At 35.9% G+C, this 13049-nt stretch carries 13 protein-coding genes; 8 read left to right on the plus strand and 5 right to left on the minus strand.

Annotated elements, in window-relative coordinates:
* Positions 1-2 precede the first annotated feature (2 nt).
* The 4 genes from G9C87_RS07160 to G9C87_RS07175 form a co-directional block, all read right to left on the minus strand.
* Positions 3-866: a DUF58 domain-containing protein gene (locus G9C87_RS07160; RefSeq protein WP_172279547.1), complete on the minus strand. Its 864-nt coding sequence runs from the start codon at positions 864-866 to the stop codon at positions 3-5.
* Positions 867-923: 57 nt separating this feature from the next.
* Positions 924-1415, minus strand: a complete 492-nt coding sequence (locus tag G9C87_RS07165) for a GNAT family N-acetyltransferase (protein WP_172279549.1) — start codon at positions 1413-1415, stop codon at positions 924-926.
* 5 nt (positions 1416-1420) lie between these two features.
* On the minus strand, positions 1421-2425 hold the full coding sequence (locus G9C87_RS07170; RefSeq protein WP_172279551.1) for an AAA family ATPase: 1005 nt from the start codon (positions 2423-2425) through the stop codon (positions 1421-1423).
* 236 nt (positions 2426-2661) lie between these two features.
* Positions 2662-3957, minus strand: coding sequence for a hypothetical protein (locus tag G9C87_RS07175; RefSeq protein WP_172279553.1), 1296 nt, complete (start codon positions 3955-3957; stop codon positions 2662-2664).
* Positions 3958-4073: 116 nt separating this feature from the next.
* Here G9C87_RS07175 and G9C87_RS07180 point away from each other — a divergent pair, with 116 nt between their 5' ends.
* From G9C87_RS07180 to G9C87_RS07215, 8 genes are all read left to right on the plus strand, one after another.
* Positions 4074-5411 (plus strand): peptide-N-glycosidase F-related protein, encoded by a 1338-nt coding sequence (locus G9C87_RS07180; protein ID WP_172279555.1) that lies wholly within the window; start codon positions 4074-4076, stop codon positions 5409-5411.
* A 180-nt stretch (positions 5412-5591) separates the two neighbouring features.
* Positions 5592-6062 carry a DinB family protein gene (locus G9C87_RS07185; RefSeq protein WP_172279557.1) on the plus strand — a complete coding sequence of 157 codons (471 nt, stop codon included), beginning with the start codon at positions 5592-5594 and terminating at the stop codon, positions 6060-6062.
* Between the two features lies 1 nt (position 6063).
* Positions 6064-6822, plus strand: a complete 759-nt coding sequence (gene rlmB / locus G9C87_RS07190) for a 23S rRNA (guanosine(2251)-2'-O)-methyltransferase RlmB (protein WP_172279559.1) — start codon at positions 6064-6066, stop codon at positions 6820-6822.
* A 3-nt stretch (positions 6823-6825) separates the two neighbouring features.
* On the plus strand, positions 6826-7071 hold the full coding sequence (locus tag G9C87_RS07195) for a hypothetical protein (protein WP_172279561.1): 246 nt from the start codon (positions 6826-6828) through the stop codon (positions 7069-7071).
* A 34-nt stretch (positions 7072-7105) separates the two neighbouring features.
* Entirely contained in the window at positions 7106-8152 is a 1047-nt protein-coding gene (locus G9C87_RS07200; RefSeq protein ID WP_172279563.1) for a DUF6263 family protein, read from the plus strand.
* A gap of 24 nt (positions 8153-8176) precedes the next feature.
* On the plus strand, positions 8177-8398 hold the full coding sequence (locus G9C87_RS07205; protein WP_172279565.1) for a hypothetical protein: 222 nt from the start codon (positions 8177-8179) through the stop codon (positions 8396-8398).
* A 32-nt stretch (positions 8399-8430) separates the two neighbouring features.
* On the plus strand, positions 8431-10974 hold the full coding sequence (locus G9C87_RS07210; RefSeq protein WP_172279567.1) for a YfhO family protein: 2544 nt from the start codon (positions 8431-8433) through the stop codon (positions 10972-10974).
* An 85-nt stretch (positions 10975-11059) separates the two neighbouring features.
* Positions 11060-12397, plus strand: a complete 1338-nt coding sequence (locus G9C87_RS07215; RefSeq protein WP_172279569.1) for a glycosyl transferase family 1 — start codon at positions 11060-11062, stop codon at positions 12395-12397.
* Here the strand turns inward: G9C87_RS07215 and G9C87_RS07220 are convergent.
* Positions 12382-13026: a hypothetical protein gene (locus tag G9C87_RS07220; protein ID WP_172279571.1), complete on the minus strand. Its 645-nt coding sequence runs from the start codon at positions 13024-13026 to the stop codon at positions 12382-12384. The two genes, G9C87_RS07215 and G9C87_RS07220, sit on opposite strands and share 16 nt — an antisense overlap.
* Positions 13027-13049 lie beyond the last annotated feature (23 nt).

Raw genomic sequence — 13049 nt, forward strand, 5'->3', positions numbered from 1 at the left:
AATTATTTCTTCTGAAAATAATTATACAATAGTTTTGAATAATCCTCACCTGCAGCTACATTCATAAAACTGGCAGAACTATTGGAAAAATCCTCTTCTATGGCCCTTACTTTCTGTTTCTGGGCTTCAGCAAAGGTATATCTCCATCTTGCATTTGAAGTATTAGCCCAAACCTGCTTCCCTGTTTCAGAATCATAAAATAATGCATAGCCTACATCCGGAATCTCGTTGTCTTTTTCATCATAAATCCTCATTCCTAACAACTGGTGTTTCTTAGAGGTCACCCTAAGCATTTTAGAATCATAAGCATCTTCAAAATCAGAGAAAAGAAACACTAATGATTTCCTCTTGAAAATGCCCATCATATATTCCAGAGCTTTATCTATTTTCGAAACTGCAGGAACATAATCTGCGGTTAAAATATTACTGATAATAGAAAGGATATGCTTTCTTCCTTTTTGCGGCGGAATGACTTTATATACTTTATCAGCAAACAGGATCAGGCCTACTTTATCATTATTTCCGGCCGCTGAGAAACCCAGACTGGCAGCGATTTCCGCCACATATTCTCTCTTTAACTGGGTTTTTGTCCCATAATCCATGGAAGCTGAAATATCGACCAAAATCATCATAGTAAGTTCACGCTCCTCTTCCATCACTTTTACAAAAGGCTCACGAAAACGGGCTGTTTTATTCCAGTCAATTCTTCTGATCTCATCTCCAAACTGATAAGGCCGGACTTCCGAAAAGGTCATCCCCTGCCCTTTAAAAGCACTGTGATATTGTCCCATCAAAGTAGCCTCCGTCTTCTTTCGGGTACGGATCTCTATTTGTTTTACTTTTTTTACAATATCTTTTATCTGCATACAATACTAGAAAATTTAACGTTCAAGGCCTGGAAGAAAATATAAAATTTTCAGCATTTAATTTTCAACTTCCTGTTGCTTATTCCAGCTTCCGTCTTTGAAATCAATCGAGACATTCAGCCACTCATTATCAAATTTAGGATGGTATTTTTTATAGAAATTAATGGCAGGCTCATTCCAATACAATACCTGAAACATCATTCCACTGTAATTATTGGATTTTCCAAATTCCACGGTTGCATCAAATAATTTTTTACCGATCTGTTTACCTCTCATCCTTTCTGTAACCACAAGATCTTCCAGATACAACCTTCTTCCCTTCCATGTTGAATATCTGTTATAGTATAAGGATATTCCGACAATTTCAGCATTTACCTCTGCTACAAAAGCTCCCCAAATAGGTGCATCTCCAAATCCGGCATCAATAAATTCTTCCAGAGTTACCGTAACTTCATGCAAAGCCTTTTCATATTCGGCAAGTTCCCTGATCAGCTCCAACATAGGAACACAATCTTCAAGGACAGCCTTTCTGATCACAACATCATTCATAAATATTAAGGTGCCTGGATTTTTGCTAAGATCCTGTTAACAATTTCTTCCGATGATATCTCTTCTGCTTCTGCTTCGAATGTTAAACCAATTCTATGTCTTAAAACATCTTTGGCCAATTCTTTTACATCTTCAGGAATCACAAAAGCCCTTCCTTTAAGAAAAGCATATGCTCTGGAAGCAATTGCTAAGTTAATGGAAGCCCTTGGAGAGGCTCCGAAGCTAATATAGTTTTTAAGATCCGCAAGACCGTAATTTTCAGGATAACGGGTGGCAAAAACCATATCAAGAATATATTTTTCGATTTTTTCATCCAGATAAATCTGGTTGATCAGTTCTTTAGCATCTACAATATCCTGCAGTGAAATGACAGGCTGAACAGATGGTTGATGAGAGGTGGAAACCATTCTCATCACCTTTCTTTCATCTTCAAATTCAGGATAATCAATTTTACATTTCAGCATAAAACGGTCGCTCTGTGCTTCAGGTAATAAATAAGTTCCCTCCTGGTCAATAGGGTTCTGGGTAGCCAATACCAAAAACGGCTTCGGAAGCTTCATCGTTTCATCTCCTATCGTCACCTGCTTCTCCTGCATTACCTCCAAAAGAGCTGACTGCACCTTGGCCGGAGCTCGGTTGATCTCATCCGCAAGCACAAAGTTGGCGAATACCGGACCTTTTTTTATAGAAAAGTCATTGTCTTTGATATTAAAAATCATGGTTCCTACCACATCCGCAGGAAGCAGATCCGGAGTAAACTGAATCCTTGAAAAATCACCGTGAACGGCATCAGCCAAAGTCTTTATCGCTAAAGTTTTAGCCAATCCAGGAACACCTTCCAACAAGACATGCCCATTTCCTAAAAGACCCACCAAAAGCCGGTCTATCATATATCCCTGTCCAATAATAACTTTATTGATTTCCTGTCTCAGAAGCGTAAACAAATAATTCTTTTCTTTTACTTTCTCCGTGAGCTGGCGAATATCTTCTGCCTGGTATGTATCTGACATAGCTTAATTTAAAATAGTTGGTAAATTTCTAATAAATACTTGCATTAATCAACATAATGAATGCCATTTTTGAGTTAAAGTTTGTTAAATATTTTCGGGATTTAACGGGACATTCAGAATAATTGCAAACGATGTTTACTTTACATAAAAAGAATTAAAACAAATAACGAAAAATAATCATCAATACAAGCTTACAAATTCTGATCTAATTCATTGCCAAAGAATATCTTTATGTGCTAAAGTTTGGTAATCGTAATGGTAAAAATATCTTCAGGTGCATCTACCGTTTCTTCATAAGATCCTATGTTTATATAATAATCTGTTCCTGCGACTGTGGGGATCGTAATTGTTTCTGCAGTACCACCACCTCCATTATCAACTGTATTTACGCAAACAAGATTATTGCAGTTTCCATTATAAACTCCAATCTGAGGGTCAAAAGTACTACCCGAAGGCATTGTTGCCTTAATTGTATACTGACTTCCATCTCCTGTAAACTTAAACCAGGTTCCATCATTCATTGCATCAGAACATACATTTATATTACCGGCATTGTTAGTTGCAGATACAGCGTCATTCTGTGTATAGGTATAAGGAAAAGAAGAAGCCAATAAAGCACCAGAACAGGCATCGTTTACTGGTATCGGAGGAACTGTTTTAAAAGCTATATCAGTACAAGCAGATGAGTTTACACCGGCCGAAACAGAGGTCACTCTTAAATAATAATTTACACCTGGATTAAGCGGTATTGATGGAGAAAAATCAGTAGCCGTTACCACTTGTTGATTAATAACATCCACACCTCCAGGAGTAGTCCCTATTGACACTCTATAAGAATCTGCTCCGGAAACAGGAAACCATTTAATAGCCGGAGACAAAGGAATGGATTGGGCATTATTTATAGGATATACAACAAAAGGGCAAGCAGGCGTAGTACTGGATGTTAATCCTAAAATTGTTATTGCCGATTTGTAATTTGCTCTTATTCCTCCTGGTGGAGATACAGGGTCTATAACCATCTGGTCCCCTTTATAATAAAGGGTTGAGTTTGGAATATGGTCATAAACATGAAAAACTTCATCAAAATTATTAATGTCAATACTCTGAGAATTCTCTTTTGCAGCAATAACTAAATTATCAACATTATTATAAGCAAATGGTGTAGTAAAAGAGATTTCAACCTTACCATTATTATTAGTTACAGTACCTGCGAAAACCTGAGTTAGCTGTGAAGCAGGAATCCAATCCGTACCAGATATGAATGCAGTTTTTGTCGTATGCCCCAGATAGACGGTCCAGTTCGAAGAATCTGCAATAGTTGCTGACGAGTCTAAATAAAAAGCAAGCCCTGTGATGTTACCTGCAGAATTGGCATTTATTTCCTGTTTAGGGTAAAGCTGCTGCACATACGAATAAGAAAAAAAACTACTTATTGGTGCAGTTCCCACATTGGTACTTCCTATATTTAAATTTATCTGAGCATTAAACAGCAACACTGCCAATAACAAAGGGAAAAGTAAAATTTTCTTCATATTTAATAAAGTTAATCTGGTATTTATTGCTAATTTAACATTAAAGTTTTAATTTTTCCAATAAATGTGATTATTTAACCTTACATCTTAATATATTTGTAGTAAACACCAATCATATGCACAAAAAACTATTTTTTTTAAGCCTACTTTTTGCGGGTCTTCTTAAATCACAAACAACAACGGTAACCAATGTGATTTCACAGGCCGTTTATTATGATGGTTATGCTACACCTGTATCCAATCCTGTACCTACCGGACTTATAAGACTATCCAATACCCGATACGCTAGAAAGCTTACGGATATCGAGCTTAATTCTTTTAAGGCCAAAATTGCAATGCGCGTAACCATAGGTGCTTTATGCGACAACTATGATCGTTTGGGAAGTGTTTATTTAGCCATGGTTCCTAAAAATCAGCCGACCTATACGGTAAATGACACCAACGTAAAAAGAATTGAAGTGGGAAGATATATTACTCCGTTCATGAATAAAAACCGTTCTCCTCTGGAAGTTCCTTACACTTACGATTTAAGTAATATGTACAGTGTATTTCATGACGATTCTCTGCGCAACATGTACGATATGTATATGGAACTGGATGTATTTGGAGTTCCTTATGCAGCTCAAACCCAGGTTGCAGGGTGCGCAGGTAGAATTGATGTTTTCTCAGGCACATTGACTTTTTTCTCAACAAATACAGGAGCTACTCCTTCTGATTACAATAGTCTGGTACCACTATTGACATATAGCAGACTTAATAACTACAACAGCACCGATGTGGTTGGTGAAACGGTTAGGTTGGTCAATTTTAATCTGCCAGCTCCAATTAGTGATGCACGGTTCTTTATAATTTCTACACCTCATGGAGCCAATAGCGGTGGCGAGGAATATGTAAGGAGGCAAAATTATACCTATCTGGATAATGTACAAATGCTCACTTACACTCCGGGAGGAATTTCATGTGAACCTTACAGAGTATATAATACACAAGGCAACGGAATCTATGGCTCTACTCCTAAAACTTTTGCCGACTGGACTTCTTGGAACAACTGGTGTCCGGGCAATTCAGTTCCTGTAAGAGGGTTTACAGTTCCAAATATAACTGCAGGAAACCATACGCTTAAACATAGCATTCCCACAGCCGTTTTCAATCAGCAGCAAGGAGATGTGTATCTTTCCGTGTACGTTCAGGGAAAAAGCAACACCACTTTAAACATTAATGATGTAAAAACAACAGACGTAACCATTTACCCAAATCCTACAGCTGATTTCGTTATTATAAAATCAGTATCTGGAGTGAGTTCAGTAAAAGTTTTCGGTATTGATGGTAAAAAGGTATCAGAAGCTTACGAAGAAAATAAGATCAATCTCTCCGGGCTTATATCCGGCGCTTATTTCTTACATATCACTTTGAAAGATGGAACAGCCTTTACCCATAAGATTGTCAAAAGATAAAAAGATAAAAACAAAAAATAAAATCCTCCTTTATTCATTTTAAAGGAGGATTTTTTCTAAAGTAGAAAATAATAAACTCCATATTCAATAGGTTTTAAAAACTTTTGCTTTAATCCTCCGACCAAAAAATTGTCATTTCCAGTTTATTAAACTATTTTTGGAGATTAAAATTTTTGTAAAATGAATTATCATTTTCAGGCTCACAGACAGGTAAGGAGAAACCTTTTGGATATACTGCAAAACACCTCTCATGAAGATCTTTTGCTGATTCCGGACGGTTTCAACAATAATATGTATTGGAATATTGCACATACCGTTGCTACCCAGCAGCTTTTGCATTATTATCTGAGTGGCAACCCTTTCAGGATTGATAAATACTGGATTGAAACATATAAAAAAGGAACGCTGCCTAACCTGAACGTTCAAAAGTCGGAAGTTGAAGATTTAGAGTTTCTATTAACTGAAACTTCAAAGATTTTAATGAAGGATTATGACAGTGATTTCTTTTCGGATTATACACCTTATACCACAAGTTTTGGAATGGATCTGAAGAGCATTCAGGATGCAATTATTTTTAATAATATGCATGAAAGCCTGCATTATGGTTACCTTTTGGCACAAAAAAGAGCAATTTTAGGAGAAAAATATTAAAATGACAGATAAGAAAGACGATTTTATTTTCGGACTGCGTCCGGTAATTGAAGCTATTGAAGCGGGAAAAACTATTGACAAAATCTTTTTGCAGAATGCATTGCAAGGTCCTATTTATGCTGAACTGAAAACAATTTTAGCTCAAAATAAAATACGTCCCAATTACGTTCCAATTGAAAAGCTTAACCGCTTTACAAGAAAAAACCACCAGGGAGTTGTCGCTTTTATTTCAGATGTTCCGTTCCATAAAGTAGAAGACATAGTACCCCAATTATTTGAAGAGGGAAAAACTCCTTTTCTATTAATCCTGGATCGATTAACTGATGTAAGAAATTTTGGTGCTATATGCAGAACAGCAGAATGCGTAGGAATTGACGCTGTGATCATTCCGGAAAAAGGTGCATCCCCTATTAATTCTGATGCCATTAAAACTTCAGCAGGTGCTATTTATAATGTGAAAATTTGTAAAGAGGCCAATCTTGCTCATACTGTAGACTTTCTTCAGCAAAGCGGAATTGCTGTATATTCAGCAACAGAAAAGGCACAAAAGCTAATCTATGATGTAAGCTTTACAGAGCCTTGTGCTATTGTAATGGGGAACGAGGAAACTGGAATTTCCAAAGAAGTATTACACCATTCCGATGAAAAAATAAAATTACCTATAGAAGGAAAAACCCAATCTTTAAATGTTTCTGTTGCCTGTGGTGCGATTTTATATGAAGCTGTAAGACAGAAAATGGCTGTCTCTCCAAATCTTTAATCCATGAAAACAATTCCGGGAACAACGTACAGGTACTCTAATGCGGGGAAACAATTTGTCGGCAATATTCCTGAAAAGATTTACCGTACAAACTATGAAAATCTTTTTTCAGAATATATTACCGGTCCGTTAAATATAAAGCAATCGATAGTTGGCACGAACTCTGCTGACTTATTAACCGGCTATAACGAAAAATGGATGATAATATCTATACCAGGAGTAACTGTAAGGATATTGCAGACAAAATAAATAAAAACAGTAGTAAAAAATTAAAATAAATTAAATGAAAAACATAGCAGCAATAGCGCTAATATCCATAGCATTGGTTTCGTGTAAAAAGGAAACAAAAAAAATTACAAAAGTAGATCCCAAAACAGGAAAGACCGTTACAGTGGAAGTTCCGGCTGATTCACTTGCAAAAGTTGCAGAAAATGCTGCAATTAAAGATTCTGCAGGAATTTATACCCAGACTTTTAAACTTGAAAAAGGAAAAACCTATCCTTTAACAACATATCAGAGGGATGTAAAAACAATGACAGATCCTCAGGGGAAAACATTGAACGGAACAAGTGAATCCACAGATGAGATGAGTTTTACTGTAAATGACGTTAAAAACAATATTTACGACATTACACTTAATCTTATTTCCAAAAGAAATTCGCAAACAGCAGAAGGAAAAACTATTGTAGTTGATACTAAACAGCCTATTCCTAAAGAAGACGACCTTAAAATGATCTGGAACATCAACAGGGCATTGACAAGCAATAAACTAAACATGAAAATGGATACAAAAGGAAATGTAATTTCCATTACCGGTTTTGAACCAGTTTATACAAAAGTTTCCAATGCAGTAGGTACTATCGTAAAGGATGCCAATCAGAAAGCTAGTGTTGTAGCAAGTCTGAAGGAAAGTTTTAACGAAAAAGTATTGAAAGACCAGTTCAGCAAAAACCTTACAATTATACCTAAAAAGGGTGTTAAAATAGGTGAAAAATGGACCAATACTGAAAATGCTGATCCTACCGGTAAGATTAAAGTGACTTCAAATTATGTATTAAAAAGTGTTGGAAATGGGGTTGCTGAGATTGGCGTAACAGGTGGAATTCCTAAAAAGACCGATAAACAGGCCCAGGGAGCAATGACTCACAGCATCAGCAGTGAGCTGGTACAGAACGGTACTATAAAGTTTGATGAAAATACAGGATGGATCAACAACCAGAATATTACAGTAAAAACAACGCAGATAGAAACCATTTCGGATGGAAAACAATCTCAATCCATGAAAAGCGTTTCCAATTCTTCTGTAATGGTAAATCCATCTGCTAAATAATTGAGGCTTATAAAATAAAAAAATATGAAGTGGATTCTTGAGCTAGTACTTACAGCTATTATTCTTTTCTTTGTCTGGAATATCCTTAGAAGGCTTTTTTTTAAGACTTTTTACAGTTACCGTTTCAACAATAACAATAATAAACAGCAGCAGGATATACAAAACTCAAAAAAGAATGCAAAGATCAATTGGGACGCAGAAACTGTGGACTACGAGGAAGTAAAAGAAACGAAGGATAAAAGGTAAAAATTCCAAGAAAATAAAAGATAATAACCAGCATGGCGAAAAATAAAAACTTAATTTATATTGCAATTTCATTAGTTGTATTTATAGTTTTAGCATTTTTATATTCCACTCCTGTTTTTACGGGAAAGCAACTTTTCCAGCATGACATTGTTCAGTACCGGGGAGGAGCAAAAGAACTTCTTGATTACAGAGCTAATAATGATAAAGAAACTTACTGGAGTGATTCCATGTTTGGGGGAATGCCTACCTACCAGATGGGTAGCCAGTTTAAGGGGGATATCATAAAAAAAATAGACAGTAATCTGAATTTCCTGCCAAGACCTGTTAACTATCTTTTTTTACTTTTTGCAGGATTTTTCCTTTTGGGAATGGTGGTGGTGAGAAACTGGAAGTACGCTCTGCTGGGGGCTACTTTTTTTGGTCTCTCAACTTATTTTTATATTATCATTGCAGCAGGACATAATGGTAAAGTAAATACGATTGAGTATTTTGCGCCTCTTTTAGCAGGTATATTACTGGTGTACATCAGAAAAAAGTATATTACCGGATTTATCGTAACCACCCTGTTTATGGGACTTCAGATTGCTGCCAACCATCCACAGATGACCTACTATCTGTTCCTTGCATTAGGATTCCTCTTTATATCTGAATTGGTACGGGTTATCAAAAAGAAAACCTCGATGAAGCACTTTATTGTTTCTTCGGCTATTATAGCAGTATCATGTATCATCGGTGTGGGAATGAATTCGCAAAGGATCATGGCCAATTCCGAGTATATTAAAGAAACTGTACGCGGTAAACAAATCTTAAATACAGAAAATCATACTGCCGGAAAATCCGGAATGGATAAAGAAAGTATGCTAATGTGGAGCTACGGAAGACTGGAAACACTGAACCTTTTTATTCCAAGATTAATGGGTGGTGGAAGCCAGGAACCTGAGGCTAAAGAGATAATGAACCACATTCAGGAGATGATTCAGGAAAATGTTTCCTCTCAGGCAGAAATGGACAGAATTTCCAAAGGATTTGCAAGTGTTACATACTGGGGTGACCAACCCGGAACTTCGGGACCTGCCTATCAGGGAGCTATTGTTTGTTTTTTAGCTATTTTAGGATTCTTTTTTGCCGGAAAAAAATACCGCTACTGGATTTTAGGGGCTTCTATACTGACTATTCTGCTTGCATGGGGAAGCAACTTTATGCCATTGTCGGACTTCTTTATAGACTACGTTCCGTTTTACAATAAATTCAGAGCACCATCTTCCATTCTTGTTATTGTCGAGCTCTTATTCCCGTTAATTGCAATTATTGGTTTGTATAAATTCTTTACAGATGAAAAATTGACAGAAGAATATAAAAAGAAAATTCTTTTTTATGTGAGTGGTGGGACATTAGGTTTGCTATTAATTCTTTTAATTTTTGGAAAGAGCATTCTTGGCTTTGCTACGGACAATGAAAAATTGTATTTCCCTCCTTTCCTATTAGATTATCTGGTAGATGAAAGATTCAAATTATTTAAAGTTGATGCATTAAAAGCATTTATCTATGTAGCAATAGCTGCTTTGGCTTTATTCCTCACGATGAAGAAAAAGCTAAATCAGAATATCGCATTGGTCATTATAGGTGTTGTAAGCTTATTTGACCTATGGACTGTAAACAAACGCTATCTGAATGACGACAATTATGTAGATAAAGTATTTGCAGAAAATCCTTTTCAGACGGAAAGCTCGGATCTTCTTGCTGAAAAAGTACAGGCAAATCCAAATCTTGGTTCTATTCTGGCCAATGTGAATGTCAACAAAACATTGGAAACCATTGCTGAAAAAGACAAAACACACTACAGGATTTTCAATAATATTCTTGGAACTTTCAGTGAAACGAATACTTCTTATTTCAAATCTTCAATTGGTGGTTATCATGCGGTAAAACTAAGAAGATACGATGATGTGATCAATGAATATTTCCAGATTATGGATTCTGTAAAAGTTCCTAATATGCTCAACCTTTTAAATGCAAAATACTGGGTTGTAGGGGGACCGGAAAAACCTCAGGTCATTCCTAATACAAAAGCTAATGGAAATGCATGGTTCGTATCAGAAGTTAAAGTGGCCAATACTCCGAACGAAGAACTAAAGCTGATCGGAGAGGTTGACACTAAAAAAATTGCAATTATAGGAAAAGAAGACGGTAAACCTTTTTTAGAAAGAGATAAATTTATCCTACCCGATTCTACAGCATTCATTAATCTAACCAAATATCAGCCTAACGAATTAGAGTTTAAATCTAAATCTAAAACACCACAATTGGCGGTATTCTCAGAAATTTACTATCCTCACGGATGGAAAATGTTTATCGACGAAAAAGAAGTCCCTTACATCAAGGCAGATTATCTTCTTCGTGCGGTTCAGGTTCCTGCAGGGGAACATCATATCAGAATGGTCTTTGAACCTGAAGTGATCGAAAAAGGAAAATGGATTTCTTTATTTTGCTTCGGATTATTTATCGCATTAAGTGCCTTTGGGATTTTCTGGATGAATAAAAAGAAGAAGGAAGCCTTAACCGAGGAAAAAGTTTAAATTATTTTTATACCTGGTCATCTTAATCATGGGTTAAAAAAACACATTAAGATGACCGGCATTTATCTCTGCAATATTTCCATCCATGGAAGAGAAGAAAGTCCTTATTATTACTTATTACTGGCCTCCCGCAGGAGGTCCTGGTGTTCAGAGGTGGTTGAAGTTCGCAAAATATTTACCTGATTTTGGGTGGAAACCTATTATTTACACTCCGGAAAATCCGAGTTACCCTTTATTGGATGAAAGCTTGCTGAAAGAAGTTCCAAGAGACCTGAAAATTGTAAAAACAACAATCTGGGAACCTTACCAGCTTGCTGAAAAACTAAATAAAAGTAATAAGAAGTTTAAGGCCGGCCAATTTGATGTAGGCAAGAACCAAAGCTGGAAATCTAAGCTTTCCATTTGGGTAAGGGGAAACTTTTTCATTCCTGATGCAAGAGTTTTTTGGGTAAAACCATCGGTTAAATTCCTGGAACATTATATAAAAGAAAACAAAATTGATTTCATTGTAACTTCAGGTCCTCCCCATTCTTTACATCTTATAGGCTTACAACTTAAAAAGAAGTTTTCCACACTAAAATGGATTGCAGATTTCAGGGATCCATGGACAGAAATCTCCTATTATAAGCATCTAAAACTTACCAAAAGATCTGATCAGAAACACAGAAAACTGGAAAGTGAAGTTTTCAGAAATGCAGACATTACTCTTGCAACCAGTTATACAGATGCTGAAAATTTCCGAAAAAATGGTGCTAATGCAGTTTGCATTACAAATGGATTCGATGAAAGTGATGCTGTATCTGTTGAACAAAATCTCGAAATTCCACAATCACAAAATACTAAGACAGAGGATAATCAAACACATTTCACCTTGAGCTACATTGGTGTTCTGGAACAGCTTCGTAACCCTGAAAATTTATGGACGGTCCTGGATCATCTTATAGAAACAGATTCATCATTTGCCCAACATTTTATATTAAAATTCGCAGGAAGAATCGATGACAGGATTCTTGAAACCTTAAACAATTCCAGTTTAAAAAAACACATTCATGATTTGGGATACCTTTCTCATGAAAAAGCCATTGAAGAAATGAAATCTTCAGACATGCTTTTAATCACGAATTTTCCTAACGAATCTTCCAAAGGAATTATTCCCGGAAAAATATTTGAATACCTGGCTACCGGCAAACAGATCATTTCGTTTGGTCCTGCCGATGCTGATGTATCAAAAATATTGGATGATACAAATGCAGGAAAGCACTTCAGTTATCAGGATTCGGATAACATAAAAGACTTTATACTTGAAAAATACACGTTGTGGAAAAAAGGAAATCTTCTCGAAAACACTCAAAATATTGAACAGTTCTCAAGAAGAAATCTTGCTAAAAATTTATCTGAAATATTGGATCAGACAGTCCACTGATCATTAATTACAGCTATTATATAATATTTGCCTTCAAACTCTTCATATACAAAACGAAGAGTCTTCCAGTCCATTTCCCCGTATTTTTCTGTTCCTTTAATATAATTCTCTGTGAAATCATGGCCGGGGTAAATTTCTTTTAAATTATTAAGAGAATTTCCTCCACCCTGAAATTCATTAAAAGAATAAGTGGAATGTGTAAAATCTTTTGAGAAAACCCATTTTTCAAGGTAATCCTTTATAGTCTCTTTATACAGTTCTCCTGATCCATCATGAGATCCCCATGTAAACTGCGTTTTCGTTTGAACATACTTTTCAAAGTCGGCTTTGGAAAAATGTTTATCATCTTTGATATCTACAAAAGCATACATAGAAAAACGAATCCCTTTCTGGGGATGGATGAACTCTGAAAATTTCTGATAATCCTTGTTTTTTAAGGCTTGCAGAATTTCATCATTTGTTTTCTTTATGATATCTTTCTTTTCTGCCTCACTCATTTTCGGAACAGCAACAGTGTCGGTTTTCACGTGGCCAGCAGAGTCTGTTGTATTTATGGTAGGATTTGCTGTATTCTTTTTACAAGCTACAAGGCTTATGATCAATAATAGTGGAATGAATAACTTCTTCATCTTTTTTAATGTTAATTACAGAA

Origin of the sequence: Chryseobacterium sp. LAM-KRS1 (genome assembly GCF_013184525.1) — a bacterium.
Taxonomy (GTDB): Bacteria; Bacteroidota; Bacteroidia; order Flavobacteriales; family Weeksellaceae; genus Chryseobacterium; species Chryseobacterium proteolyticum.

Excerpts from the sequence above, each read along its gene's own strand:
- G9C87_RS07160 (WP_172279547.1), bottom strand. The coding sequence starts at position 866 with ATGCAGATAAAAGATATTGTAAAAAAAGTAAAACAAATAGAGATCCGT.
- G9C87_RS07165 (WP_172279549.1), bottom strand. The coding sequence starts at position 1,415 with ATGAATGATGTTGTGATCAGAAAGGCTGTCCTTGAAGATTGTGTTCCT.
- G9C87_RS07170 (WP_172279551.1), bottom strand. The coding sequence starts at position 2,425 with ATGTCAGATACATACCAGGCAGAAGATATTCGCCAGCTCACGGAGAAA.
- G9C87_RS07175 (WP_172279553.1), bottom strand. The coding sequence starts at position 3,957 with ATGAAGAAAATTTTACTTTTCCCTTTGTTATTGGCAGTGTTGCTGTTT.
- G9C87_RS07180 (WP_172279555.1), top strand. The coding sequence starts at position 4,074 with ATGCACAAAAAACTATTTTTTTTAAGCCTACTTTTTGCGGGTCTTCTT.
- G9C87_RS07185 (WP_172279557.1), top strand. The coding sequence starts at position 5,592 with ATGAATTATCATTTTCAGGCTCACAGACAGGTAAGGAGAAACCTTTTG.
- rlmB (WP_172279559.1), top strand. The coding sequence starts at position 6,064 with ATGACAGATAAGAAAGACGATTTTATTTTCGGACTGCGTCCGGTAATT.
- G9C87_RS07195 (WP_172279561.1), top strand. The coding sequence starts at position 6,826 with ATGAAAACAATTCCGGGAACAACGTACAGGTACTCTAATGCGGGGAAA.
- G9C87_RS07200 (WP_172279563.1), top strand. The coding sequence starts at position 7,106 with ATGAAAAACATAGCAGCAATAGCGCTAATATCCATAGCATTGGTTTCG.
- G9C87_RS07205 (WP_172279565.1), top strand. The coding sequence starts at position 8,177 with ATGAAGTGGATTCTTGAGCTAGTACTTACAGCTATTATTCTTTTCTTT.
- G9C87_RS07210 (WP_172279567.1), top strand. The coding sequence starts at position 8,431 with ATGGCGAAAAATAAAAACTTAATTTATATTGCAATTTCATTAGTTGTA.
- G9C87_RS07215 (WP_172279569.1), top strand. The coding sequence starts at position 11,060 with ATGGAAGAGAAGAAAGTCCTTATTATTACTTATTACTGGCCTCCCGCA.
- G9C87_RS07220 (WP_172279571.1), bottom strand. The coding sequence starts at position 13,026 with ATGAAGAAGTTATTCATTCCACTATTATTGATCATAAGCCTTGTAGCT.